Origin of the sequence: Enterobacter sp. DN, from assembly GCF_046054285.1 — a bacterium.
GTDB lineage: Bacteria > Pseudomonadota > Gammaproteobacteria > Enterobacterales > Enterobacteriaceae > Enterobacter > Enterobacter hormaechei_C.
The window spans coordinates 106289-131428 of record NZ_JBJJTG010000007.1; the positions used below are offsets into that span (position 1 = coordinate 106289).

Here is a 25140-nt window from a genome sequence, read left to right on the forward strand (position 1 = left end):
GCGAACTACACGCCGGGCTTCTTTTTTGTATCCAGCCGACGAATGATTTAAGCTGACGGTTTAGGGCAACGGAGTGATGGCAATGGGCAATGTGACCAAAGACGAAGCGCTGTACCAGGAGATGTGTCGGGTGGTAGGCAAGGTCGTTCTCGAAATGCGTGATTTAGGGCAGGAGCCGAAACATATTGTCATTGCGGGCGTTCTGCGTACCGCGCTGGCGAACCAGCGCGTTAAGCGCAGTGAGTTGACCACCAAAGCGATGGAAACGGTGGTTAAAGCGCTGGCCGGCTAACTCGCCAGCGCTTCGCGAGCAGCTCAAGCGAGCAGCAGAGCAGGTAATAGATCACACCCGTGAAGATAAAAATGGCCGCCGGGTAAATTTGCACCCGGTTGTTGATCTGTCCCGCCACCGTGGTCAGTTCAGGAACGTTCACGATAAACGCCAGCGACGTATCCTTCAGCAGGCTGATAAAAATCCCCACCAGCGACGGCAGAATATTTCTCAGCGCCTGCGGCAGCAGCACGCGCCACAGCGTTTGCTGCGTACTGAACCCTTGAGAAAGCGCGGCCTCATTCTGGCCCGACGGCAGGGCTCTCAGTCCGGCTAACACCGAATGCATCACCGCAGCCGCGGTAAACCAGGCCAGCGCCAGCGTGACGGTCGTCGCGCCCGGGAGATCCCTGCCGGTTATCAGTGGCAGCAGATACCACATCCAGAATATCACGAAGATCAGGGGGATCCCGCGAATCAACTCTGCCCACGCAAACAGCGCACTGCGCACCACGCCGGGATAGCGCCAGGCGACGCAAGCCAGCACAATCCCGCCGGGCAGGGCAAGCGCGGCGGCGCCTGCGGCCATCAGCAGTGAGAGCAGTACGCCGCCGGGTTCTCCCGCAGCCGCACGTCCCCAAAGCAGATAATCCAGGTTTTCGACAATAACGTTAAATCCGGGGATCATGATATTTCCTCCCTGAATGGGGGCCGAGGCGCACCAGCACGCTTCCCGTCACCATCCCGGTAAGCAAGTAGAGCACCGTACCGACGGTGAAGGCTTCCAGTGCATGGGCGTTGTAACTTTCTATCTGGCGGACCTGGTAGGTCAGTTCGGCGAAGCCAATCCCGCTCGCGAGCGAGGAGAGCTTCATCAGGTTAAGGTACTGGCCGACGACCGGCTGCCACGCGTTAGCGAGCCCCTGAGGCAGAAGAATGTAGCGAAACAGACGCCATGAGGAAAATCCCTGAGCGAGCGCCGCCTCCCGTTGCCCGGCAGGTACGGAACGCAGCCCCGATTCCACTTCTTCAATTAAAAACGCCGAGGTAAAGACGCCTAACCCCCAGGCGGAGCATAAAAACTCTGGCGTAAACCACCAGACGTCACCGGGTAAAATGGACCAACTGTGGTCTGCGTTCACCGCGTCACGCAGCCCCTGCGGCAACCCGTTCCAGGCGGCGAAATACCAGAACAGCAGCTGTACCAGCAGCGGCGTATTGCGAAACAGCGATACCCAGCCGCTGACGATCAATGTCCCGAAACGTCCCCCGGAAAGCCGCAAAAGCATAAAGAACAAGGCGAGCAGGCTGGCCAGCATAATCCCCGCCAGCGTCACCCACAGAGTGGTGAGAAATCCGGAGAGGATCCAGTGCAGGGGCTGTCCGGCCAGCACCCCCTGCCAGTCCAGAGCGGGCATTACAGTTGCTCCTGATGCAGCGGATCCAGCACTTTTTGCAGGAAACGCCTCGCACGGGGATGCGACGGTTGATTGAAAAATTGCGCCGGGGGCGCGGTTTCCAGAATTTTTCCGCCGTCGATAAAGACGATTCGATCGGCAATTTCCCGGGCGAACTGCATCTCATGGGTAACGACAATCATGGTGATCCCGCTGTGGGCGAGGGTTTTCATCACAAACAGCACTTCGCCAATCATTTCCGGGTCGAGTGCCGACGTCGGCTCGTCAAAGAGAATGATTTGCGGCGACGAGGCCAGAGCACGGGCAATCGCCACGCGCTGCTGCTGTCCGCCGGAAAGTTCAGCGGGGAAGCGGTGCGCCTTCTCCAGCATGCCGACCTTCTCCAGCAGCGCCAGCGCGCGCTCCTGGGCGGGCAGGGGTTTCCAGCCGTGAACGTGCTCCAGTGCCAGGGTGATGTTCTGACTGGCGGTAAGGTGGGCATAGAGATTGAACTGCTGGAACACAAACCCGACGCGGCTGCGTAACTGACGTAGCCTGCTGCCGGAAAGCTGTCCGGTCGGCTTGTGGTCGATCAGAATCTCCCCGCCGCTCAGGCTCTCAAGCTGGTTGATAAGCCGAATCAGGGTCGATTTTCCGGAACCCGAAGGGCCGAGAATGGCAACCACTTCACCCGGCATGATGGTGAGGTTAATGTCGGTTAAAACCGGATGGTCGCCGTAGCGTTTGTCCACATGGCGAAACTCAACGCTGGCCTGTTCCAGACGTGAAAAATCCGCGGCATTGGCCGCGGAGCGTGAAAATAAACCTGAGAGCATATTACCGGGCTTCTATTTTAAAGTTACGAGGCTGTGGAGCTGGGGTGTCTGGACCGAACCAGACGTCATAGATTTTTGCCGCCTGGCCGTTTTTCTCCAGGGTTACCAGCTCATCGTTAACGGCTCTCAGCAGCGCCGTTTCACCCTTTTTCACCCCCACGCCAATCTCTTCTTTACTGAGCAGGTCGGGCAGGATTTTGAAGTCGGCTTTATCCGGCGCCTGCGCCAGCAGACCGGCCAGAATGGTGCTGTCCTGGGTAATGGCCTGCACGTTGCCATTGCGCAGTGCCGTCAGCGCCAGCGGAATATCATCATAAGAGAGGACGCGGGACTGCGGAAAACGCTGGTGCAGCGCCTGTTCACCCGTCGTACCTTTTACGGCGCCAATGCGTGCCCGGCTATAGTCATCAAGCTTGTCCGGTGATTTTGCCGGAACCAGGAACTGCTGGCCGGTGACAAAGTAAGGCGTCGAGAAATCAATGACCTGTGCGCGTTCCGGAGTGATGGTGATATCCGCCACGATGAGATCCGCTTTTCCGGACTGTAGCAGCGGTATACGGTTAGCCGGATTGGTGGCGACCAGTTCAAGCTTTACGCCAAGCGATTTCGCCAGCGCTTTGGCGAAGTCCACGTCGTAACCCACTATCTCATGCGTTTTGGCATCAATCGAGCCAAAGGGTGGATTGGCATCAAACGTGGCCACTTTCACCACGCCTGCTGCCTTGATATCCGCCAGCCGATCGGCCTGCGCCTGCGCTGAAACCAGGCCCCAGGCTGCCACTAATCCCAGAACCTGCGCCCGTTTTTTAAACCCTTTCATTTTTGCAGCCATAGTCATACGCCATCCCGTTGTTTTTGTTTTACCCCGTTACGCTCCCATAAGGGAAAGCTATCGCCAAATAAGAAATCGTTCTTTGCTATGAGAAAAAAAGCATGAGTGAACAAGGTGTTAAAGAAGAGAGCAGACGGCGGGGCGCTATTTGCAGATCCTGCACATCGACAGTGGATTTTGATATTTCCCCCGGGCGCAATTTGGGTGTTTAACTGAGGACAGGTTAAGCGAGAAGGGTAATGACGATGAAAAAATGGATAAGCACGTTACGGCGGTTATTTGCGCCCCGACCAATGAATGCGGAGAACAGCGCGCAACGTGTTCTTGAGTCAATACTACCTGTCGCCAGCCTGTATGGCGTGGACGTAGCCAACATCGACCCGGAGTGGTTCCATGATAAAACGTCACGCTGAACTGCGCCGGACGCGCGAAATGTACTGGAATGAGCTGTGCGTGGTGTCTGTAAAGCGAGGATGAAGGGAAAAATACCCAGGCAAATCCTCGGTAAATGATGGCCGTTTTGTTACCACTATCTCCTTTCACAGATGGAGATAATAATGAAACGGACAGTATTAACCCCCGCGCTTTCTGCCTCTGCACTTCTGCTTACCATGCAGGCGGTACACGCTGGTCCACAGGCGCATGTTGTATGCAGTTATTCCCACACCCTCGGCGATGATGCCATTATGATGTTCGGCATGCCCAATGAGGCTATGCTGCACGATTTTTTTGGTAACGTGCACGCGGATGCTTACTCCAGCCGTGAATCTCTGCGTACCCAGGAAAAGACCACCTGCGATAACAAAGCAGACAGCTCGGCCTACTGGGCTCCGTCGCTAAAATTGCCGGACGGAACGGTGGTCAAACCCGCCTATCAAAAAACCTATTATCAGGCATCGAACGTTGACGCCTGGCCGCTTCATTCGTTTCCGCCGGGGCTGTCGCTGCTGGCGGGCGATCATCATGGCACCGCGCCAAATACGCATATCACCTTTTTATGCGCCAATGGCAAGGGCTACACCACCAGAACGGGTGAAGTCTGCGGCTTACGCAAGGCGAAGGATGCCGTGCAGTTTAATATCGGCATTCAGTTCCCGAACTGCTGGGACGGGGTCAACCTGAAGCCCGCCCACGGCCTGGCTAACGCCACCTACGATACGAAAGGACAGTGTCCGTCCGCCTTCCCGGTGAAGATCCCGACGGTGAACATGAATATTGCGTACGTGCTTCCGACAATTAGCTCTCTGGATATCAGCAAAGTCCAGCTTTCCCTCGACCCCATCATGCATGGCAGTGAGCGTGAAGAGCGGTGGGGGAGCCTGTATACGGCGCATGCTGACTTCATGAACGGCTGGACGGAAGATGCCGCGCGATTTATGACCGACCTGTGCATGAACCGGGGAATGGATTGCGGCACCGCCGTGCCGTATGGTTATTCAAAAGCGAAGGCTAACGTCTGGCTCAGCAGCATGGAACCGGCACTTTCACAGCCCGATCCCCAGGTCTTACTGGTGCAGGATAACTGGAAGAACGGTGGACGCACGAAAAACAGCGAAACATTGTCGCTGGTGAAGTTCAACATCCCTCCGCTGCCTGTCGGACAGGATCCTGCCCAGTTTAAATACCGCGTGAGAATTTATGGCGGGAAAGTGGAAACTGACGGCGCGGATCAAATCTTCTTCTATCCGGCGAGTAACGACTGGGAACCGGCCACCGTGAGCTGGCAGTCACGACCGTCCTGCAACTATCGCTCGGATGCGGTGCTGTACCTGAACCACTCCCGCGAATACCGGATGGTGGACGTGGATAAAGCGGTGCGCAAGGCGCTGGCAGAAGGGAAAACCGACATTTCGTGGTATATCGGCGGCGATCGTCAGGGAAATCACTATCAGTTTGAGACGGGGTCATCTCCCCAAAGCCTGATCCTGATGCTGACCGGGTTTAGCAAAACGCCGGAGATCTGATAGCGGGTAGCAAAAGGCATTCATAAAAAAAAAGCACCGGGGAGCCCGGTGCTTTTTCTTCAGATCTTGCAGGCATCGCCGCAGTCGTCATCGGCGACAATCGCTTGGGCTTTTTTATCCGCATCGTCGAGACGTTCCGCGTTGCGCTCTTCTGCTTCATCCAGCCCGTTAAAGACTAAGTTATCGAGATCAATTTCCATGTGCCACCTGCGTTATTCAGTTTTTGATACTCGCACAGTATAAGTCAAAAAAAGCGGGCCAGGCACCCCTCAGCACATATGGATAATCCCTGCCATACTCAGTGCTTTATTGCTGAGGAAAGCCGATGATTACACTCTGTAAAACCTGCGGTACCGCTTACGATGAACAGCCCAAAAACTGCCCGATTTGCGACGATGAGCGCCAGTATGTCCCGGTGACGGGCCAGGCATGGACGGACTTCGACAGCCTTACGACCACGCACACCAACAAATGGCAACAGCTGGAGCCGCAGCTGTTCAGCATCAAAACCGTTCCCGCTTTTGCCATCAACCAGCGGGCGCTTCTGCTGCGTACGCCACAGGGCAATGTTCTGTGGGACTGCATCGCCAATCTTGACCCGGCGACCAGAGCGTTAGTTGACGCGCTTGGGGGGATCAGCGCGATCGCGATTTCGCACCCGCATTACTACACCACCATGCAGGAGTGGGCCGCGGCGTTTAACGCACCGATCTACCTGCACGCCAGCGATCGGCAGTGGGTGATGCGTGACAGCCCGGCGATACGCTTCTGGGAGGAGGACGCCCTGGAGATTATGCCTTTGGTGACTCTGCTGCGGCTGGGCGGGCATTTTGCCGGCGGCACGGTGCTGCACTGGCAGTCAGGCGACGGCGTGCTGCTGGCCGGTGATATTTTGCAGGTTACGCCCGGTAAGGACGCCGTGTCGTTTATGTGGAGTTATCCGAATATGCTGCCGCTGCCTGCCCGCACCGTTGAGTCGGTGATTGGTCGACTGACAGGGAAAACGTACCAGCGCCTGTACGGGGCCTTTGAAGGGCAGAACATCCCGGCGAACGCGGATGAGATCGTGCAGCGGTCGGGCCAGAAATATATTGCTTGTCTCGGCTAAGGCGCGGTGGTTAAATTTTACGAGTGTGATCGCGATCATACCTAAACTAAAACAGATAAAAGAGAAATGGCTATGCAACATATCATTGAAGGTTTTCTCAGCTTTCAAAAAGAGATTTTCCCGCAACGTAAAGAGCTTTTTCGTAGTTTAGCGTCCAGTCAGAATCCCAAAGCGCTGTTCATCTCCTGCTCCGACAGCCGTCTGGTTCCGGAACTGGTTACGCAACAGGAGCCAGGACAGCTCTTTGTCATTCGAAACGCGGGCAACATTGTGCCTCCGTTCGGGCCGGAGCCTGGCGGTGTCTCTGCGACCATCGAATATGCTGTTGTTGCCCTGGGCGTGACCGATATCGTTATTTGCGGCCACTCCAACTGCGGCGCAATGAAGGCGATTGCTGACAACGCCGATCTGGAGCCGATGCCGGCCGTTTCCCACTGGCTGCGCTATTCTGATGCGGCAAAAGCGGTGGTTGAGAAGAAAACATGGGATAAGCCAATCGATAAGGTGAATGCGATGGTCCAGGAGAACGTCTTTGCGCAGCTGAGCAATATCAAGACCCATCCGTCGGTGGCGGTAGGCCTGCGCAACAACGCCATTCGCCTGCACGGCTGGGTATATGACATCGAAAGCGGCAAAATCCTTGCCCTGGACAAGAACACTAAATCGTTCGTGTCGCTGTCGGAAAACCCGGACGTCTTCTTCGAGTAACCCGACCCCGCAGGGCAGGGAAGCTCTGTTAAAATTCCATGAATGGTAACTTCCTTCGCACGCCCGACGCAGGTTTTCCAGCCGCTTTCGCCATCGCTTTACCAATTTCAGCGCACTCAGACAAACCCTGAACAAAGGGATGATCGTGCATCAGCCAGGGGATCGCCCCAAAAGCGATGCGCCCCCGCAGTGATGCAGGCGCCAGCAACGTATAGTCTTCCCCCACGTCCGGGACGTCATCGCCGGTTTCCGCAAGCTGTTTACGCAGGGTGGGGAAGGGAATGTCCTTGTTTCTGAGTGGCTTTTGCCCGCGCGCATCAATAAACACGTCGAAGCGGTAACGCTTTTCTGCCGTGGTGATGACGGTCTGATCGCTGCCGATATCCAGGTCGTAATTATCACCGAGTGCGACCACGCTAATGATCCCTGCCTCGCGCAGCGCCAGTAACCGGCGGATAGACTGCGGTGGAATGGCGGCATAATTATCAATAAACACACGCTCCAGCCCGGATTTAAACCGCTCTCTGTCATGCTCACTGAGTGAAGGGACGATGGCCTGAACCACTTCATGCAGACGAAGCACGGTATAGCGCCAGGCAACGGTGCGTTTTTCGCGCTTGTTGCGCTCCACTTCTTTCAGATTCGCTTCGGCCCAGGTGAAAGGGCCATGCTTTTTACGATCCTCAAACCAGACATCACGAAGCGTGTCGGCATTCAGCGTACCGAGCGATATCGCCTGGCACCAGCGCGGATCGGCCAGTTCGAGCTCTTTCACCATCAGCGCAAAGATGCGGTCAAGCAGCCCGTCCGGGCCTTTGGCGATTTCGCTTTCCGCCACAGACTCCGTTAACACGGACAGCGGTTCATAAGGGATAGGGCAGTAGAAGTCGGCCTCCGGCAGAACGCCCGTGCGGGACATCAGCGTGATATTTAACCCTTCGCTGCCTTTATTGACAACGAACTGCTCCCCGCTAAACCGGCCATGCTGCATCACAACCGCCATTGCAGCATCCAGCCCGCTGAGGGAGGTACCCATGATCCCCACCTCACAGGCTCGGACCTCCGCGTCCATCAGCCCTGACCATGGGCTTGGGAAATATGCGCGGGTGGTTTCATCTTCATCAGGCCAGACGTGGCCGGTGGCAACAACCGCAAGATCAAACCGCCTTGAGAAAGGGGCATCGTTCACTGAAAGGGCCACACCGTCTGCATCAGCCTTAATATCCGTGACTTCTGCGTTGGGGTGCACCTCGACATGAAAGCCCGACTTTTTCGCCTCAGCAACGACGGCAAGAAACCGATCGTGAAAATATTCACCCAACAGAATACGCGGCAGGAATTGCCGGTCGTGCAGTTTCTCACTGTCGACGTGATAGCGGGTAAGATGGGCCGCACTCTGCTGTTTGAGCCAGTCGAGATAGGTAATAAAAATGGGCGGGATTTCGATACTGGCGATGTTCGCCAGCATCAGCCGGGAATTATCCTCGTCGCTGTAGGGCATCCCGACACCGGGTTGGTCTGCCTTTTCGAACACGGTGATCGAAAGCGGTGCTGCGTTGTTAAGAAGTGAGTAAAAGGTATAAATCCCTGTTGGACCTGAGCCGATAATGGCGATTTTTTTCATCGAAAGCGTTCCTGCATTTCTGAACCATAAAATAAGCGTAGCAGGAGAAAGGTTAAATCATTCAATGAAGGAAAAAAATTAAGACGTTTTGAAGAGGGGATGTTGCGCCCCTTCCTGAACTTATGGGAAGGTCAATTCAATTGACCCTGGCTGATTAGATATGATTCTGCCTGATTTCTGAAAGGAAAGACTGTTTGGTCCCAGGTTTAACGATTATCTGTATGTGATGGGGGTTAAAAAGTACGGTAACTTCGCCGGCGGGCTTGACCTGCACAGCGTCAGTGAGGAGAACCAGCTGATTTTATCAGGAGAATTCTCCATCTTACGGTCAGTGTACTTTTTAACATGCAGGCTGATGCCGCCCGTGGAAGACAGCCCTGCTCGGGCTCAAAAGATGGCATAGCACACTGTACATCGGATGGTCGTTTTGTCTGCAATGACGGAAGTCTGAGCCATTCGAAGCGATTCTGTTCAGGTTATGGTGCCTCCGAACTGCCCCGGCAGGTAAAACCCTCCCCCTCCGCCAGGCAAGCGCAGACGAAAAAGAAAACAGCCGTGAAAGGCCAGGAGCAGCGTGTTGTAGAAAACAATGCGCAGTTCGATACACAACCGCGGCAACCTACATGCGCCCTTCTCTATATGGCCAACAAGCCCGGATTCACCCATTTACCCATTTGTTCAGGAAATCAGTATTAATCCGCCAGTGTAAACGTTCTTTGTCTGTTATTCGAACTGATAAGACGCGTGCAGGTGGTAACCCACCTGCACGCGCTGGACGACCTGTAACCGCGTCTGGCATTAAAGCATGCCGTTCGCACCTTCCGGCTACATGGCGAACTTACTGCATGGCTGGCGTTTATGCTTTCTGCATGAGTGATAAAAGGGAGGGAAAATCATGACCAGGGCTGAAGAGTTTTGTCGTTCCTGAAATGTGAACACTGGCAGATGGATGCGCACGCATCGCTCAAAAAACGATCTTTTTCAGGCGGATACTGAGATCAGAAAAGCATATGACCTTGAACAGTAATCACAATGACTGGAGGGATATGCTAATGAAGCGACAAGATATAAACGCATTAAAGAATTTTGATTTTCTGGCACGCAGTTTTGCCCGTATGTACGCCCTGGGCCAGCCAGTTGATATCGATGCCGTGACCGGCAATATGAGTTATGAACAGCAGGCATGGTTCCGGGAGCGATATGACCACTACCGAAAGCAGGCTGAGCGGGCGAGAGTGATAGAACTGCGATGATGTAACGAATAACGGGCTTAACGGCCCGTTGCGTTTTTTAGGTTCCAGCTACATTTTGCAGCTCCTGAGGTTGAAATATTGTGCGGTAACCTCATATAGAAAGCGGGTAAGGAATACCTGCCCGTAAGACATGAACTTTTTGAATATTCTTTTTTACTGTTCAGGAGGTACATGATGACTCTGAGAGCTTTTCCCATGTTGAACGATCTCTCCGACTCTCTGTTTGCGGACCGTTTTAACCGTATCGATCGCCTTTTTAGCCAGCTAACCGGCAGTACGCCGTTGCCCTCCACGCCTTCTTACAATATCCGGCGGGTGGGTGATAACCGCTATGAACTGACGCTGAGCGTGCCGGGCTGGAAAGAGAGCGAACTGGAAATTGAAACCGTTGGCGGTCAGCTGAATATCAGCGGTAAACGTGAAGAAGAGAAAACCGAAAACGGCGAAGAAGGGTGGATCCATCGGGGTATCAGCCGCAGCGACTTCCGGGCCAGCTATAGTCTGCCGGAGCATGTGAAAGTAACCGGCGCTTCGCTGGAAAACGGCTTGCTGGCGATTGAATTACACCAGGATATCCCGGAAGAAGAGAAACCGCAGCGCATCGCCATCAACAACAACCCGGCGATTGAACATAAGCCGTAATCATTGATTGACGTTGTTTTCACGCCCGGCAAACGCCGGGCGTTTTGCTAACCTGATGGGGCTTATGCCATTCCGCTTTTCCCGGTACGCGCGGGCTGGAGGTCACTTTCGATGTGCTTAAAAGGTTTGCTGCCTCTGCATGAGGCTGAACGGGAATGAAATGTGCGAGAAAACAGATTGGTGCGTCTGAATGGACTCGAACCATCGACCCCCACCATGTCAAGGTGGTGCTCTAACCAACTGAGCTACAGACGCAGAATGGTGCGTTCAATTGGACTCGAACCAACGACCCCCACCATGTCAAGGTGGTGCTCTAACCAACTGAGCTATGAACGCATTGTGTTGTCGGTGACAACGGGGACGAATATTAGCGGCACAGCCCCAAGGTGGCAAGAGGGAAAATGCATTTTTCTCTCTGATTTCACGCGATTGCTTCATTACCGCGCAAAGTGAAGAGAAAGTAGCCGCCAGGCGGCGGCTACTGTGTTATTAACGTGCAGCGCGCTGCAAAATTACCGCAGACGGCTGACGTTGCAGGAAGCGCATACGCAGCATCATCATAATGGCCGCAGACGTTAAGCCGATGATAAAGCCCATCCAGAATCCGGCTGGCCCCATGCGATCCACCACCAGATCCGTGAGCGCCAGAATGTACCCGCACGGCAGACCCAGCACCCAGTAAGCGATAAAGGTGATAAAGAAGATGGAACGCGTATCTTTATACCCACGCAGCACGCCGCTGCCAATCACCTGGATGGAGTCAGAGATCTGATAAATGGCCGCCAGCAGCATCAGATGCGAGGCCAGGGTCACTACCTCCGGGTTGTCGTTATAGAGCAGGGCAATTTGCTCACGCAACAGCACGGTAAAGAGCGCGGTACAGACTGCCATGCAGACGCCGACGCCGAGGCCGGTGCGGGCTGCCGTTTGCGCGTCCAGCGTCGAGCCTTGCCCCAGACGGAAGCCCACGCGAATCGTCACCGCGGCAGCCAGGGACATCGGCAGGACGAACATCAAAGAGCTGAAGTTCAGGGCGATCTGGTGTCCTGCGACATCAATAATCCCTAACGGCGAGACCAGCAGGGCGACGACGGCAAACAGCGTCACTTCGAAGAACAGCGCCAGCGCAATGGGTAACCCCAGCTGAATGAGACGGGTCATGAGCGTCCAGTCAGGTGCGCTGAACGAGGTGTCGTTACGAATGTCACGCATGGATCGCGCATGTTTAATGTAGGTGAGCATACAGCCGAACATCACCCAGTACACCGCAGCCGTTGCCACGCCGCAGCCCACACCGCCGAGTTCCGGCATGCCAAAATGACCGTAAATGAAGATATAGTTCACGGGAATGTTCACCAGCAAGCCGATAAAGCCCATCACCATGCCCGGCTTGGTTTTTGCCAGCCCTTCACACTGGTTACGTGCCACCTGGAAGAACAGATAGCCGGGCGCGCCCCAGAGCAGGGCGCGCAGATAACCGACCGCCTTATCCGCCAGCGCCGGGTCGATATTATGCATGGCGCGAATAATATACCCGGCGTTCCACAGGACGATCATAATCAGGACGGAGACACCCCCGGCCAGCCAGAAGCCCTGGCGCACCTGATGGGCCACGCGGTCGCGTCGACCGGAGCCGTTAAGCTGCGCGATAACGGGCGTCAGCGCCAGCAGCAGGCCGTGACCAAAAAGAATGGCCGGGAGCCAGATTGAGGTTCCGATCGCCACGGCGGCCATATCGGTGGCGCTGTAACCGCCGGCCATTACCGTATCCACAAATCCCATTGCGGTTTGGGCTACCTGCGCGACGATCACCGGTATGGCCAGTGCCAATAACTGACGCGCTTCGATCATATACTTCTGCACGTGAACACCTTTGTATTGTAGTTATTTGAGAGACTAAAAAGGCCGCCGTTACTGGCAGCAAGAAGAAAAAACAGAGGGATGCCAGCTATTGTAGCGGGGTTTAACTAATTATCTAGTGAAAAAATCGCCAGAAATTGCGCATCACTGGCAACCTGTTTTTTCAACTGTTATTGTGGTGGGATTATACGGTGTCATCGCCGTTCGGAATGAACAGGAGCTGTAAGCATGTTTACTGGTATTGTGCAGGGCACTGCCAAAGTGGTGTCCATTGATGAAAAACCGAATTTCCGCACTCACGTAGTTGAGCTGCCTGAATATATGCTCGACGGCATTGAAACCGGGGCGTCGATAGCGCATAACGGCTGCTGCCTGACGGTGACCGAAATTAACGGTAACCAGATTAGCTTTGATTTAATGAAAGAGACGCTGCGTATCACTAACCTGGGTGAGCTGGTGGTGGGAGATATCGTCAACGTGGAACGCGCGGCGAAATTCAGCGATGAGATTGGCGGGCATCTGATGTCGGGCCATATTATGACCACCGCAGAAGTGGCGAAAATCGTGACCTCGGAAAATAACCGTCAAATCTGGTTTAAGGTGCAGGATCCGTCATTAATGAAATACATCCTTTATAAAGGATTTATTGGCATCGATGGGATTAGTCTGACCGTCGGTGAAGTGACGCCAACGCGTTTTTGCGTGCATTTAATTCCTGAAACGCTGCAACGTACTACGCTTGGCGCAAAAAAACTGGGGCAGCGCGTAAATATCGAAATTGATCCCCAGACCCAGGCGGTCGTGGATACCGTTGAGCGCGTACTGGCGGCGAAAGAGGCGGCGATAATTAAAACCATGGAAGAAGAATAAAAAATAACCCCGGTTAACCGGGGTTATTTTTTCAGCGAGCCACACGCAGACCGTGCTCAATCCCACGACTAAACACCACCTGCCACAGCTGTATATCCCGCGCACGGAACGCGCCCGCACAGGCATTCAGATAATAGCTAAACATCCGTTTGAATCGTTCCGAATAGTTGTCGGCGATTTCAGGCCATGCAGCCTGGAAACGTTCATGCCAGGCCATCAGGGTCGTGTCGTAATCTGCGCCGAAGTTATGCCAGTCTTCCACAATAAAATGCGGTTCGCTGGCGTTCGCAATATGGCGAACAGAGGGTAAACAGCCATTCGGGAAGATATATTTGTTGATCCACGGGTCCACATTGTTATCGGTGCGTTTAGAGCCGATGGTGTGTAGCAGGAAAATTCCCTCAGGCTTCAGGTTACGATCGGCGACCTCGAAGTAAGTCTTGTAGTTCTTCGGCCCCACGTGCTCGAACATACCTACGGAAACAATGCGATCGAACTGCTCGTTCAGGTCGCGGTAGTCCTGAAGCCGAATATCAACATCCAGACCCAGACAGCGTTCCTGCGCCATCTTCTGCTGTTCAGCCGAAATCGTGACGCCGACTACGCTGACGCCGTAATTTTTAGCCATAAACCAGGCAAGACCACCCCAGCCACAGCCGATGTCCAGCACACGCATACCGGGCTGTAACTGCAATTTATCGCAGATCAGTTGCAGCTTGTCCTGCTGCGCCTCTTCCAGGGTCGTCGCTTTTTTCCAGTATCCGCAGGAGTACTGCATTAAAGGATCGAGCATACGGCTGAACAGATCGTTGCCCAGGTCGTAATGCTCTTTACCGACGATCCACGCCCGTTTTTTACTTTGCAGATTGAACAGGCGGGCGGAGGCAATACGTAAGGTATCTTTGAAATGACGAGGGAGCTGTTTTTCAAGACCGGCGCGTAATACGCTGGAGAAGAACATATCCAGCCGCTCACACTCCCACCAGCCGTCCATATAGCTTTCACCCAGCCCTAACGACCCCTCCTGTAACACGCGTTTGAAAAAATCGGGATGCTTTATCTGGGGATCGGAGGGGGATGAGCCATTAATCGTAATGCCCGCACGTCCCAACAGTTCACTGACGATCCGGGACCAGTTATCGTCCGGAACGCTGACTTCTTCTATACACGATGAACTCATAGCTTCTCCATCACCTTGCTGTGATCAGAACCTTAAAACAGCGTAGACGCTTTTTTGGTTTGTGAGAAATCTCACGGTAAATGCCCGCGAGGCTAATATCCGACGTAGAACAGAGGAAGGGAGATAACCCTTGCCGAAATGCCTTCCATGGTAAAACGGGAGCGCTCCGGCTCCCGTTAACACTTAATATTTATCGTATTTAATCGAACCAAATTTAGTATAGGCCGCAAAATTTGGTGATTCAACAGAAAATTGTTAGCAACCTAATCACTGGTATTTAACATAGTTTCCCGCGCAATCAGGCGTGCGACGTTTCTGTCTGCGCGTTTTCACTCTGCTCGCGATGGGCTGAGGACTGCATGCGATAGCCCAAACCCGACAGCGCAACGGTGACCAGCATCACGCTGGTAGTGGTGAGCAGCGGGGTTGCAATCAACGCAGAGACCACGAGACTTGCCAGGAAGCACAGGCCAAGTTGCAGGGTATTTTGCAGCGCGGCAGCGCGGCCTGTCGCCTGCGGAAATGGACGCAACGCCTGGGCTACAACAATAGGGTAGATGGCCCCGTTAGCGATCGCCATGACGCAGAACGGAATCAAAATTTCTGCAAGCCCGGCGCCGGGAATAAAGCCGACAGCCCAGGTCGCAATCACGCTTAGCGCATACAAAACCAGCAGCCAGGGCAGCATCTGTTGGCCTTCCCATTTTTGCAGCGCGGCGCGACAGCCATAGCCACCCACCAGGAAGGCGATGGTCTGTGGTACATAGCTCAGGCCGATAGCCGCCGGGCTGTAGCCCATGTCATGCAGAATGAACGGCGAACCGGTTAGCCAGGCAAAGAAGCTGGCAGAGCAGGCAGCATAAATCAGCACGTTACCGCGATAGGCTTTCGACCGCAGTAAAGAGGTAAAGGTGATGGGCTTTGCGTCCGGATGCGTCTCTTTTTTATGCGCAGGTTTAAGCCCGAAAGCAGGCAGCATCAGGACCAGCGTAATAGCAAAGAGCGTGGCGAAAATAGCCTGCCAGTCGAAATGCGCGAGGATCCAGCTGCCCAGTAACGGGGCAAGCGCCGGCGACAGGCCGACCAGCGGCATAATAGTGGCGAATATGCGGTTAGTGCGCGAGGCGGGGTAGTAATCGGTCACCAGCGCCTGCCAGGTCACCGCTGCGGCGCAGACGCCGACCGCCTGAATAAAGCGCAGCGCCAGCAGCCAGGCGGCATCGCGGACCCACAGCATGCCCAGACAGCCTACGGCAAAAATCGCCAGCCCCAACAACAGGACGGGCTTACGGCCAAAACGATCCGAGAGCGGCCCCCACAGCAATTGCGCAAAAGCAAAGCCAGCGAGGAACAAACTTAAACTGGCGCTGATGGCGGCGGCAGGGGTTTGCAAATCTTCCTGCATCGCGGCGAACGCGGGCAGATACATATCGGTCGCCAAAAAGCCCAGCACGCTTAAGCCGCCGAGCCAGACTAAAAATCCTTTCCTGGGTTGCACTTTTTTCTCCTGAGGAGGCAGGTGTACGTTGGCGCAGAGTGTAGGGAGTGCAAAGCGGCTTGTGAAACGCTAATATTTGGCGGGTGCGTTCAAAAAATTTGCAGGCTAAAGATGTGGTCAGATTATTCCCTTGAAGTGGTTGATGCCGTGGCGCGTAACGGCAGCTTTACCGGTGCCGCCCAGGAGCTGCATCGCGTTCCCTCGGCTATCAGCTATACGGTGCGCCAGCTGGAAGCGTGGCTGGCGGTCCCGCTGTTCGAGCGGCGCCATCGCGACGTGGAGCTCACGCCTGCCGGAGCGTGGTTTTTGAAGGAAGGGCGGTCTGTTATCAAAAAAATGCAGATCACCCGTGAGCAGTGCCAGCAGATCGCCAACGGCTGGCGCGGGCATCTCGCTATCGCGGTGGATAACATCGTTAAGCCGGAGCGGACCCGGCAGATGATCGTCGATTTCTATCGTCATTTTTCCGACGTCGAACTGCGTGTTTCGCAGGAAGTGTTCAACGGCGTCTGGGATGCGCTGGCGGACGGCAGGGCGGAGATGGCGATTGGTGCAACCCAGGCGATCCCGGTTGGGGGGCGCTACGCGTTTCGCGACATGGGCATGCTGAGCTGGACCTGCGTGGTCGCGCGCGATCACCCGCTGGCGGCGCTGGAAGGTCCGCTGAGCGATGACACCTTACGCAACTGGCCCTCGCTGGTGCTGGAAGATACCTCCCGCTCGTTGCCCAAGCGCATTACCTGGCTGCTGGATAATCAGCGCCGCGTGGTCGCACCGGACTGGGAGTCGTCGGCCACCTGTCTGAGCGCGGGGCTGTGCGTTGGCATGGTGCCGGTGCATTTTGCGCGCCCGCGCATCGACGCGGGAGAGTGGGTGGCTCTGACGCTGGAAAACCCCTTCCCGGATGCCGCGTGCTGTCTGACGTGGCAGCAAAACGACGTCTCGCCCGCCATGGCCTGGCTGCTGGATTATCTGGGCGACAGCGAAACGCTGAACCGGGAGTGGTTGCGGGAACCAGCATAGCTGGCCCCGTAATGAGATTAACGACGGTAGTCGCGGAACGGACCGTCCGCAACGGAACGGCGTTCAATCAGGCGCGGGTGAACTTCAATGGACTGGGACTGTTCACGCTTGTTGACGATCCTGTCCAGCAGCATATTGAAGGCCGTTTCACCCAGCGAATCTTTCGGCTGGTGAATGGTGGTCAGCGCCGGGGTAAAGAAGCGGGCGTTGCGCACGTTGTCATAGCCGATCACCGAGATATCCTGCGGGACGCGCAGGCCGAGTTCATCCGCCGCGCAGAGCGCGCCCATCGCCATGATGTCGCCGCCGCAGAACACCGCGGTAGGGCGATGCGGCTGGGAGACGATCTGCTGCATGGCGCGATAGCCCGACTCCGGCTCGAAGTCGCCCTGAACAATCCAGTTTTCCGGCACGGTGATCAGCGCCTCTTCCATCGCTTTCATGAAACCGGCCAGACGGCCAGCCCCGGTGTTACGCTCCAGCGGACCCGGGATCACGCCAATTTCACGATGACCGCGTTCTACCAGATAACGCCCCGCCATGTAGCCGCCTTCAAAGGCGTTATCAATAACGGAGTCGGTAAAGTCTGCGCGCGCTTCGCCCCAGTCCATGACCACCATCGGAATGTGGCGATACTCTTCCAGCATGGAAAGGACCGACTCGGGGTATTCAGAACACATTACCAGCAGGCCGTCGACGCGCTTTTGCGCCATCATTGACAGGTAAGCGCGCTGTTTTTCAATGTTGTTCCACGCGTTGCCCAGAATCAGGGTATAGCCTTTCTGGAAGCAGTTTTTTTCAACGGCTTCGATGATTTCAGCAAAGTAGGCCGCTTCACTGCTGGTGGCCAGCAGACCAATCGATTTGGTGTGATTAACCTTCAGGCTGCGGGCGACCGCACTTGGCGAGTAGTGCAGCTCTTTGATTGCCGCCCAGACGGCATTACGCGTCTCTTCAGCGACGAAACGCGTTTTGTTAATAACATGTGATACGGTTGTAGTGGAAACGTTTGCGCGTTTTGCTACGTCTTTAATTGTTGCCATTAAATGTCACTCCAGACCATATCCTAAGCTCCTGAAAAAATTGAAGGTAAACGTTTGCCTTCTCTCACCCTTATCACGCAAACATGAGTTGCGACACGCCGGGAAAACGACACAGGACGTCAGGAGGGGGTCAGTGGCCGGTACGCTAATAAATTTAGCGTGGAATTTTGTCCTATCTTGATGAAAAGGGGAAGAGGTAAAGTGGATATCCGTTTAAATCCTGGAAGATTTTTGACCTGAACTGTGTAAAAATGAGCAAGCTCACTTTTCGTAGGGTGAATAAAAGGAGAAAAATTGATGAGTACCGATCTGAAGTTTTCGCTGTTTACCACCATTGTTGTTCTTGCTCTGATTGTTGCCGGTGGTTTAACCGCTGCACTGCACTGATTCAGGCAGAGGGAGAACTTTCTCCCTCTCTTGCCGCTATTGTTACCTCTCCGGCAAAAATCTTTTGCCAAAATGTTAACTTCTCATTTTTTGTGATTGATGTCATGCTTTTGACTTCTTAGTTCTGTGCCGGGTTATGGCACGGTATCCGGAGTCTCTTCATGAAAATCAATTTTCCCCTGCTGGCCCTGGCGATTGGCGCCTTTGGGATTGGCACCACTGAATTCTCCCCTATGGGGTTATTGCCTGTTATCGCCCGGGGTGTGGACGTCTCTATCCCTGCGGCTGGTATGTTAATTAGCGCTTACGCGATTGGCGTGATGGTGGGCGCGCCGCTGATGACGCTGCTGCTTTCGCACCGCGCTCGCCGCAATGCGCTGATTTTCCTGATGGCGATTTTCACCCTCGGAAATGTGCTTTCCGCGATTTCGCCCGATTATACCACTCTGATGCTTTCGCGCATTCTGACCAGCCTCAATCATGGCGCCTTCTTCGGACTGGGCTCGGTTGTCGCCGCCAGTGTGGTGCCAAAACATAAGCAGGCCAGCGCGGTAGCCACTATGTTTATGGGCCTCACCATCGCTAATATCGGCGGCGTTCCCGCTGCCACCTGGCTGGGAGAAGCCATCGGCTGGCGTATGTCTTTCCTCGCAACCGCCGGACTGGGCGTGGTCGCGATGGTTGCGCTGTTCTTCTCACTGCCGAAAGGAAGTGCGGGAGAACGTCCGGAAGTACGTAAAGAGCTGGCGGTGCTGATGCGTCCTCAGGTGTTGTCCGCGCTGCTTACCACGGTACTGGGGGCCGGGGCGATGTTTACGCTCTACACCTATATCTCCCCGGTGCTGCACGACATTACCCACGCAACGCCACTCTTTGTTACCGCGATGCTGGTGCTGATTGGTGTCGGGTTCTCGATTGGCAACTATCTCGGCGGGAAATTTGCCGACCGCTCCGTCAGTGGAACACTGAAAGGTTTTTTAACGCTGCTGATTGTCATCATGGTGGCGATTCCGTGGCTGGCGCGTAACGAAGTGGGTGCCGCGATTGCCATGGTGGTGTGGGGCGCCGCAACCTTTGCCGTGGTGCCACCGTTGCAGATGCGCGTAATGCGCGTTGCGCACGAAGCGCCGGGGCTCTCTTCGTCGGTGAATATCGGTGCGTTTAACCTGGGCAATGCGCTGGGGGCCGCAGCGGGCGGGGCGGTGATCTCCGGTGGTTTGGGTTACAGTTTTGTGCCGGTGATGGGGGCGATCATTGCTGCACTCGGCCTGCTGCTGGTGATGATGTCTGGTCGTAAACAGCCTGAAGCGGTGTGTACGGCGGAATAAACAAAAACGCAGAAGGGCTGCCCCTTCTGCGTGTCTCTTACGCGGCGAAGTTCTTCGCAACAAATTCCCAGTTAACCAGTGCCCAGAAGTGTTCCAGGTAGTTCGGGCGCGCATTACGGTAATCAATGTAATAGGCGTGTTCCCATACGTCCACGGTCATCAGCGGCGTGGCGCTGGTGGTCAGAGGGGTACCCGCATTAGAAGTGGAAACGATAGCCAGTTTGCCATCAGCCTCTTTTACCAGCCAGGTCCAGCCGGAGCCAAAGTTTTTAACGGCTGCGTCAGTAAACTTCGTTTTAAAATCCGCGAAACTGCCGAACGCGGCGTTAATCGCTGCCGCCAGCTCACCGGTAGGTTCTCCGCCTGCATTGGGGGCCAGGCAGTGCCAGTAGAAGGTGTGGTTCCACACCTGTGCGGCGTTGTTGAATACGCCGCCGTCTGAACTGCGCACGATCTCTTCCAGCGTTTTGCCTTCAAAATCGGTGCCCTTGATCAGATTGTTCAGGTTTGTGACATAGGTCTGGTGATGCTTGCCGTAATGGTACTCCAGGGTTTCCGCGGAAATGTGCGGGGCCAGGGCGTCTTTTGCATACGGTAGTGCAGGTAATTCGAACGACATTGCTTCTCTCCTTATAGTTTTATACGTTGCCAATAACCCTACAGACAACAAGGACAGAATAGCAAATTGAAAGGGTATGCAAAAGAGGAACTTACCCTGCCATGGAGGCGGCACGGCAGGGTTTAGCGAATGGTTTTTGGCGTCATCACGCGGCGCGCACCCACATAGTGGCGCACCCAATAATCTTCGCTGAGAGAGGTGATCTGAATGTCCTGACCGCTGCGCGGTGACTGGATAAATTTACCGTTACCCACATACACCCCAACGTGATCGGCCGTACCGCGTCCCTGGGTGCGGAAGAACACCAGGTCGCCATTTTGCAGTTCGCCACGGTTTACAGGCGCGGCGTCGCGCAGATGGTACATCTCATTGGCGGTGCGTGGAATGCGAAACTTCACCAGATCTTTATAGGCATAATAAACCAGCCCACTACAGTCAAAACCGGTGCGCGGAGAGGTGCCACCCCAGCGATACGGTTTACCTATTTGCCCCATCAGTTTGTTCATCGCCGTTTTTTGCGCTTTCTGCATACGCGCTTTATGCACGTCAGCCAGCTTCGTCACTTTTGCGCATTTCGTTTTATGGCCTTTGCGCACGGTGCATTTTTCATTCACCAGGCTGGCGGTCGTGCGGGTGGTTTTGTGCGTGCCGGAACGGAGAGTTTTGGGTTTACTGGAGGCGGTCTTTTTGGTCTGAGCGGTGGTTTTCTTCTTTACTGTTTTACTGGTGGTTTTTTTCTTACGTTCTGTGGTTTTTGCCAGATGCGATTTTTGTACAGCAGAATGCCGCGCCTGTTCAGAGGCGTTCGCCGCTGGCGTAAATGAGAGTGTGGTAAACAGTAAAGCACAGAGCGTCATCGAGATTTTAGTTATCCGCGCCACTGGGCAGTCCCCTGATAAATGCAGGCCACAATGCATACCCGCGTGAGATTTACAAAACCTGTCGATTCTAATCCATAAAATCAGAAGAAGTTAATAGCATTTTTCATTCAAAAATTATGTTTCGTTAGCAAGTGCAAAAAAATTCACCATTCTGACGCACTCCTGTTCGCTCCTTAAGCAAAACCGCACCCCGTCTGGGGATAAACGACATTAGCAATGCAACTTTATGCGATAAGCGATAAAATAATTAGACGTGACAAAAATGTTATTTTCCGATGTCGGCCTGACCCGCTACAATGTCAGACTGATGCCGTAACAGAAGTTAAAGGAAGCAAGACATGAGCTCCACTATTGAAAAAATTCAGCGCCAGATCGCTGAAAACCCGATTCTCCTGTACATGAAAGGTTCTCCGAAGCTGCCAAGCTGCGGCTTCTCCGCGCAAGCGGTTCAGGCGCTGTCCGCCTGTGGTGAGCGTTTTGCTTACGTTGATATCCTGCAAAACCCGGACATTCGCGCTGAACTGCCAAAATACGCCAACTGGCCGACCTTCCCACAGCTGTGGGTTGATGGTGAACTGGTCGGCGGATGCGACATCCTGATTGAAATGTATCAGCGCGGCGAACTGCAACAGCTGATCAAAGAGACTGCGGCGAAGTATAAAACCGAAGAGCCGGACGCAGAGTAAGTTTTCTGCGGATATAAAAAAGCGACCACATTATGTTGGTCGCTTTTTTTTGTCCTGTGGGGCTATTGATTACCCAACCTACGATTGAAGATCGGCCTCGTCGCCCATCGGCAGCGGCCAGCCGCCGAGACGTTTCCAGCGGTTGACGATCTCACAGAACAGCTCCGCCGTACGCTCGGTGTCGTATAACGCGGAATGCGCCTGGGTGCCGTCAAACGCAATACCCGCCGTGATGCAGGCTTTAGAGAGCACGGTTTGCCCCAGCGCCAGGCCGCTCAGCGCGGCGGTGTCGAAGGTCACAAACGGATGGAATGGATTACGCTTGAGCGAGGCACGCTCGGCGGCAGCCATAGTGAAGCTGTGATCAAAGGTGGCATTGTGGGCCACCATAATGGCGCGGCTACAGTCATTCTCTTTCATGCCTTTGCGCACCATTTTGAAAATGGCGTGCAGCGCCTCGTATTCGCTTACCGCCCCGCGCAGCGGGTTTGTCGGATCGATACCGTTAAAGGCCAGCGCCTCTGGCTGTAAGTTTGCCCCTTCAAAGGGTTCAACGTGGAAATGCAGCGTGGTGTCCGGTACAAGCCAGCCCTGTTCATCCATCTTCAGCGTGATGGCGGCAATCTCAAGCAGCGCATCGGTTTTAGCGTTAAATCCGGCTGTTTCAACATCAATGACAACGGGATAAAAACCACGAAAACGGTCGCACAGACCGGTAAATTGAGCGTTATCGGACATCAGGGTCTCTTACAAGGGGGAAAAAGCAGTGCGCATTATGGCAAATTTTGAGAGGGGATGCAGCAAAACAACGGGCGCAAAGTGCGCCCTGCGGGATCAATTGCCCAGGCCGCGACCAGCGTCTTTGGCTTCGATCAGTTCGATTTTATAACCGTCCGGATCTTCCACAAACGCAATTACGGTGGTACCGCCTTTAACCGGACCGGCTTCACGGGTGACGTTACCGCCATTGCTGCGGATACGTTCGCAGGCTTCGGCGGCGTTATCCACTTCCAGCGCGATGTGGCCGTAAGCTGTACCCAGCTCGTAGCTGTCCACGCCCCAGTTGTAGGTCAGCTCGATGACCGCTTCATCAGATTCCGGGCCGTAACCGACAAACGCCAGGGAGTATTTATATTCCGGATTTTCGCTGGTGCGCAGCAGCTTCATGCCCAGAACGTTAGTGTAGAAATCGATGGAACGTTGCAGGTCGCCAACGCGCAGCATGGTGTGAAGTAGGCGCATAATTTCCTCATTAACCAGTGGAATGGATTATCTTTTTGAACAGAAACGATGTTTTAGTATAGCGGCGAAAGGTCGCCGCTATCAATGTACAAAGCGGGATTACAGTGAAGGGTAGTCGGTATAACCTTCCGCGCCGCCGCCATAGAAACTTTCAGGGCGCTGCGGGTTCAGTTCGGCTTTCTTCTGCAAACGGGCAACCAGATCCGGGTTAGCAATGTAGTCACGGCCAAAGGCCACTGCGTCGATCAGGCCTTTACCGATCAAATCCTCGGCTTTCTCTGCCGTATACGCACCCGCCCCGATAATCACGCCGTGGAAGCGCTCGCGCACTTTCTGACGGAAGGCTTCACTGTAAGGCTTGCCACCTGCCCAGTCCGGCTCGGACATGTGCAGATAGGCGATACCGCGTTTCGCCAGCTCTTCAATCAGATACAGCGCGTCTGCTTCTTCGTTCGGACCGTTGTCGACGTTCTGGAAAGTACCGATCGGGGAGACACGAATACCAATGCGGTCTGCGCTCCACTCATTACAGACAGCATCCACCACTTCAAGCACCAGACGCGCGCGGTTTTCAACGCTGCCGCCGTACTGGTCGGTACGCTGGTTGGAAGACGGGGACAGGAACTGATGCAGCAGGTAACCGTGCGCAGAGTGAAGCTCAACCAGGTCGAAGCCCGCTTCCCGGGCGTTGGCGACGGCCTGACGGAAATCATTCACGATACCCGGGATCTCGTCCAGCTCCAGCGCGCGTGGCGTGGTGGTGTCGACGCGGATCGCATTACCGTTTTCATCGCGCAGGGAAGTGCGGGTATTGGCGTTCAGGGCAGAGGCAGAAACCGGCGCCTGACCGCCAGGCTGGATGCTGCTGTGTGAGATACGACCGGTGTGCCACAGCTGAACCGCAATACGGCCATCTTCAGCATGCACGCCTGCGGTGATTTTTTTCCACGCGGCGATCTGTTCCGGGCTGTGCAGACCCGGTGCACCGGCGTAGCCTTTTGCCTGAGCAGAAATCTGCGTGGCTTCGGAGATAATCAGGCCCGCGCTGGCGCGCTGGCGGTAATACTCACCCATCAATGGCGTTGGGATATCGCCCGGCTCGATGCTGCGCAGACGGGTAAGTGGGGCCATAAACACGCGGTTTGGGGCAGTAACGGCACCCACTTTCAGTGGGGTAAACAGCTTTTCAGCGGACATAACGGCTCCTGAGTAGACCAGTCGACTAGTAAAAGGGTAAATAAAAACGCCGGCTACACGCCAGGCGCGGTAATACAGTTTTTCACATGCGCCAGCGCGCTTTCGAGCGGCACGGCGCTGCGAGACATTTTTGCTTGCAGGTTGGCGCCTAACCAGAGGGAATAGAGCACCTGTGCCTGCGTGAGCGGATCGCCGGAGAAGGAGAGCGTTTTTTCATTGCGCCCGCTCTCCAGCGCCTGAGCCAACAGGGCAATAACGCCGCTGGCCCCTTTATCCATTGCGGTGCGCATATCTTCGGAGAGATCGCACACTTCGGCAGACAGTTTTACCGTCAGGCAGCCGCTGATGATGCCCTGCTGACAGAACTGCGTCAGCGTTTCCTGATAGTAGTTCAGAACACGATCCCGGTAGTCACCTTCACCGCTGGCGAAGTGGGTTGCCAGGCGCTGATGGTAGCTGGCGTAGTGCCGCTCCAGCATGGCAACGCCGAACGCCTCTTTGGATCGAAAATAGTGATAAAACGATCCCTTAGGTACTTCAGCGGTTTTTAACAACTCGCTCAGCCCCATACCGGTAAACCCGCGATGCATGCAAAGGCGCTCGCCGGTAGCCAGCAAATGTTCTCGTGTATCGTGTTCAGTGTGTCTGCTCATGCCCTTACTCTAATAGACCGTTCGGTCTAATGCAAGCA

28 protein-coding genes and 2 tRNA genes are annotated in these 25140 nt (G+C 54.8%); 12 read left to right on the top strand and 18 right to left on the bottom strand.

Annotated elements, in window-relative coordinates; all coding sequences use genetic code 11:
* Positions 1-82: 82 nt before the first annotated feature.
* The gene (gene fumD / locus ACJTMZ_RS16730; RefSeq protein WP_003857676.1) at positions 83-292 is read left to right on the top strand and encodes a fumarate hydratase FumD; all 210 of its coding nucleotides are present in this window, start codon (positions 83-85) and stop codon (positions 290-292) included.
* Here the strand turns inward: fumD and ACJTMZ_RS16735 are convergent.
* The 4 genes from ACJTMZ_RS16735 to ACJTMZ_RS16750 are packed head-to-tail and all read right to left on the bottom strand — an operon-like array spanning position 273 to position 3336.
* Complete coding sequence (locus ACJTMZ_RS16735; protein ID WP_015570700.1) at positions 273-959, bottom strand: amino acid ABC transporter permease; 687 nt, start codon at positions 957-959, stop codon at positions 273-275. The genes fumD and ACJTMZ_RS16735 overlap by 20 nt on opposite strands.
* A complete protein-coding gene (locus tag ACJTMZ_RS16740; RefSeq protein ID WP_015570699.1) occupies positions 943-1689 on the bottom strand; it encodes an amino acid ABC transporter permease in 747 nt (248 codons plus the stop codon). Before ACJTMZ_RS16740 ends, ACJTMZ_RS16735 begins: the two co-directional genes overlap by 17 nt.
* Positions 1689-2504, bottom strand: coding sequence for an amino acid ABC transporter ATP-binding protein (locus tag ACJTMZ_RS16745; protein ID WP_015570698.1), 816 nt, complete (start codon positions 2502-2504; stop codon positions 1689-1691). The genes ACJTMZ_RS16740 and ACJTMZ_RS16745 overlap by 1 nt, the downstream gene beginning before the upstream one ends.
* Before the next feature lies 1 nt (position 2505).
* Positions 2506-3336, bottom strand: coding sequence for an ABC transporter substrate-binding protein (locus ACJTMZ_RS16750; RefSeq protein ID WP_015570697.1), 831 nt, complete (start codon positions 3334-3336; stop codon positions 2506-2508).
* A gap of 245 nt (positions 3337-3581) precedes the next feature.
* Here ACJTMZ_RS16750 and ACJTMZ_RS16755 point away from each other — a divergent pair, with 245 nt between their 5' ends.
* Positions 3582-3749 carry a hypothetical protein gene (locus tag ACJTMZ_RS16755; RefSeq protein WP_032619795.1) on the top strand — a complete coding sequence of 56 codons (168 nt, stop codon included), beginning with the start codon at positions 3582-3584 and terminating at the stop codon, positions 3747-3749.
* A gap of 144 nt (positions 3750-3893) precedes the next feature.
* On the top strand, positions 3894-5300 hold the full coding sequence (locus tag ACJTMZ_RS16760; protein WP_252010527.1) for a DUF1996 domain-containing protein: 1407 nt from the start codon (positions 3894-3896) through the stop codon (positions 5298-5300).
* A gap of 59 nt (positions 5301-5359) precedes the next feature.
* Here ACJTMZ_RS16760 and ACJTMZ_RS16765 read toward each other — a convergent pair whose 3' ends face one another.
* The gene (locus tag ACJTMZ_RS16765) at positions 5360-5500 is read right to left on the bottom strand and encodes a hypothetical protein (protein WP_003857665.1); all 141 of its coding nucleotides are present in this window, start codon (positions 5498-5500) and stop codon (positions 5360-5362) included.
* A 125-nt stretch (positions 5501-5625) separates the two neighbouring features.
* On the opposite strand from ACJTMZ_RS16765, the gene ACJTMZ_RS16770 reads away from it, so the two are divergent.
* Both ACJTMZ_RS16770 and ACJTMZ_RS16775 read left to right on the top strand, forming a co-directional pair.
* Positions 5626-6408, top strand: a complete 783-nt coding sequence (locus ACJTMZ_RS16770) for an MBL fold metallo-hydrolase (RefSeq protein WP_039270932.1) — start codon at positions 5626-5628, stop codon at positions 6406-6408.
* 72 nt (positions 6409-6480) lie between these two features.
* Positions 6481-7116: a carbonic anhydrase gene (locus tag ACJTMZ_RS16775; protein WP_015570694.1), complete on the top strand. Its 636-nt coding sequence runs from the start codon at positions 6481-6483 to the stop codon at positions 7114-7116.
* A gap of 28 nt (positions 7117-7144) precedes the next feature.
* Here ACJTMZ_RS16775 and ACJTMZ_RS16780 read toward each other — a convergent pair whose 3' ends face one another.
* The gene (locus tag ACJTMZ_RS16780) at positions 7145-8740 is read right to left on the bottom strand and encodes an FAD-NAD(P)-binding protein (protein ID WP_015570693.1); all 1596 of its coding nucleotides are present in this window, start codon (positions 8738-8740) and stop codon (positions 7145-7147) included.
* Positions 8741-9792: 1052 nt separating this feature from the next.
* Between ACJTMZ_RS16780 and glgS the strand changes: the two genes are divergently transcribed.
* Positions 9793-9993 carry a cell surface composition regulator GlgS gene (gene glgS / locus ACJTMZ_RS16785; protein WP_023296382.1) on the top strand — a complete coding sequence of 67 codons (201 nt, stop codon included), beginning with the start codon at positions 9793-9795 and terminating at the stop codon, positions 9991-9993.
* A 171-nt stretch (positions 9994-10164) separates the two neighbouring features.
* A complete protein-coding gene (locus ACJTMZ_RS16790; RefSeq protein ID WP_026080712.1) occupies positions 10165-10635 on the top strand; it encodes an Hsp20 family protein in 471 nt (156 codons plus the stop codon).
* A 178-nt stretch (positions 10636-10813) separates the two neighbouring features.
* Here ACJTMZ_RS16790 and ACJTMZ_RS16795 read toward each other — a convergent pair.
* The 3 genes from ACJTMZ_RS16795 to mdtK all read right to left on the bottom strand — a co-directional run bounded on the left by ACJTMZ_RS16795 (position 10814) and on the right by mdtK (position 12498).
* A tRNA-Val gene (locus tag ACJTMZ_RS16795) sits at positions 10814-10890 on the bottom strand.
* Between the two features lie 4 nt (positions 10891-10894).
* Positions 10895-10971 (bottom strand) — tRNA-Val (locus ACJTMZ_RS16800).
* A gap of 153 nt (positions 10972-11124) precedes the next feature.
* On the bottom strand, positions 11125-12498 hold the full coding sequence (mdtK, locus tag ACJTMZ_RS16805) for an MdtK family multidrug efflux MATE transporter (RefSeq protein ID WP_017384611.1): 1374 nt from the start codon (positions 12496-12498) through the stop codon (positions 11125-11127).
* A 225-nt stretch (positions 12499-12723) separates the two neighbouring features.
* Between mdtK and ACJTMZ_RS16810 the strand changes: the two genes are divergently transcribed.
* Positions 12724-13365, top strand: coding sequence for a riboflavin synthase (locus ACJTMZ_RS16810; RefSeq protein WP_015570688.1), 642 nt, complete (start codon positions 12724-12726; stop codon positions 13363-13365).
* A gap of 31 nt (positions 13366-13396) precedes the next feature.
* Here ACJTMZ_RS16810 and cfa read toward each other — a convergent pair whose 3' ends face one another.
* Together cfa and punC are read right to left on the bottom strand one after the other, a co-directional pair.
* Positions 13397-14545 carry a cyclopropane fatty acyl phospholipid synthase gene (gene cfa / locus ACJTMZ_RS16815; protein ID WP_045347955.1) on the bottom strand — a complete coding sequence of 383 codons (1149 nt, stop codon included), beginning with the start codon at positions 14543-14545 and terminating at the stop codon, positions 13397-13399.
* Between the two features lie 298 nt (positions 14546-14843).
* The gene (gene punC / locus ACJTMZ_RS16820) at positions 14844-16043 is read right to left on the bottom strand and encodes a purine nucleoside transporter PunC (protein ID WP_017693555.1); all 1200 of its coding nucleotides are present in this window, start codon (positions 16041-16043) and stop codon (positions 14844-14846) included.
* A 111-nt stretch (positions 16044-16154) separates the two neighbouring features.
* Between punC and punR the strand changes: the two genes are divergently transcribed.
* Entirely contained in the window at positions 16155-17066 is a 912-nt protein-coding gene (gene punR / locus ACJTMZ_RS16825; protein ID WP_003857638.1) for a DNA-binding transcriptional activator PunR, read from the top strand.
* A gap of 17 nt (positions 17067-17083) precedes the next feature.
* Here punR and purR read toward each other — a convergent pair whose 3' ends face one another.
* A complete protein-coding gene (gene purR, locus ACJTMZ_RS16830) occupies positions 17084-18109 on the bottom strand; it encodes an HTH-type transcriptional repressor PurR (protein ID WP_003857634.1) in 1026 nt (341 codons plus the stop codon).
* A 297-nt stretch (positions 18110-18406) separates the two neighbouring features.
* Here purR and ACJTMZ_RS16835 point away from each other — a divergent pair, with 297 nt between their 5' ends.
* Positions 18407-18496, top strand: a complete 90-nt coding sequence (locus tag ACJTMZ_RS16835; RefSeq protein WP_003857632.1) for a YnhF family membrane protein — start codon at positions 18407-18409, stop codon at positions 18494-18496.
* Between the two features lie 161 nt (positions 18497-18657).
* A complete protein-coding gene (locus ACJTMZ_RS16840) occupies positions 18658-19824 on the top strand; it encodes an MFS transporter (protein ID WP_017384607.1) in 1167 nt (388 codons plus the stop codon).
* A gap of 37 nt (positions 19825-19861) precedes the next feature.
* Here ACJTMZ_RS16840 and sodB read toward each other — a convergent pair whose 3' ends face one another.
* Both sodB and ACJTMZ_RS16850 read right to left on the bottom strand, forming a co-directional pair.
* Positions 19862-20443 carry a superoxide dismutase [Fe] gene (gene sodB, locus ACJTMZ_RS16845; RefSeq protein WP_023296387.1) on the bottom strand — a complete coding sequence of 194 codons (582 nt, stop codon included), beginning with the start codon at positions 20441-20443 and terminating at the stop codon, positions 19862-19864.
* A 122-nt stretch (positions 20444-20565) separates the two neighbouring features.
* On the bottom strand, positions 20566-21324 hold the full coding sequence (locus tag ACJTMZ_RS16850; protein ID WP_017384605.1) for a C40 family peptidase: 759 nt from the start codon (positions 21322-21324) through the stop codon (positions 20566-20568).
* 338 nt (positions 21325-21662) lie between these two features.
* On the opposite strand from ACJTMZ_RS16850, the gene grxD reads away from it, so the two are divergent.
* Positions 21663-22010, top strand: a complete 348-nt coding sequence (grxD, locus tag ACJTMZ_RS16855; protein ID WP_015570684.1) for a monothiol glutaredoxin 4 — start codon at positions 21663-21665, stop codon at positions 22008-22010.
* A gap of 78 nt (positions 22011-22088) precedes the next feature.
* On the opposite strand, the gene rnt is transcribed toward grxD, so the two are convergent.
* The 4 genes from rnt to ACJTMZ_RS16875 all read right to left on the bottom strand — a co-directional run bounded on the left by rnt (position 22089) and on the right by ACJTMZ_RS16875 (position 25102).
* On the bottom strand, positions 22089-22748 hold the full coding sequence (rnt, locus tag ACJTMZ_RS16860) for a ribonuclease T (RefSeq protein WP_003857625.1): 660 nt from the start codon (positions 22746-22748) through the stop codon (positions 22089-22091).
* 96 nt (positions 22749-22844) lie between these two features.
* Entirely contained in the window at positions 22845-23252 is a 408-nt protein-coding gene (gloA, locus tag ACJTMZ_RS16865) for a lactoylglutathione lyase (RefSeq protein ID WP_003857623.1), read from the bottom strand.
* Between the two features lie 99 nt (positions 23253-23351).
* Entirely contained in the window at positions 23352-24449 is a 1098-nt protein-coding gene (locus ACJTMZ_RS16870; RefSeq protein WP_015570682.1) for an alkene reductase, read from the bottom strand.
* Positions 24450-24502: 53 nt separating this feature from the next.
* A complete protein-coding gene (locus ACJTMZ_RS16875; protein ID WP_017384602.1) occupies positions 24503-25102 on the bottom strand; it encodes a TetR/AcrR family transcriptional regulator in 600 nt (199 codons plus the stop codon).
* Positions 25103-25140 lie beyond the last annotated feature (38 nt).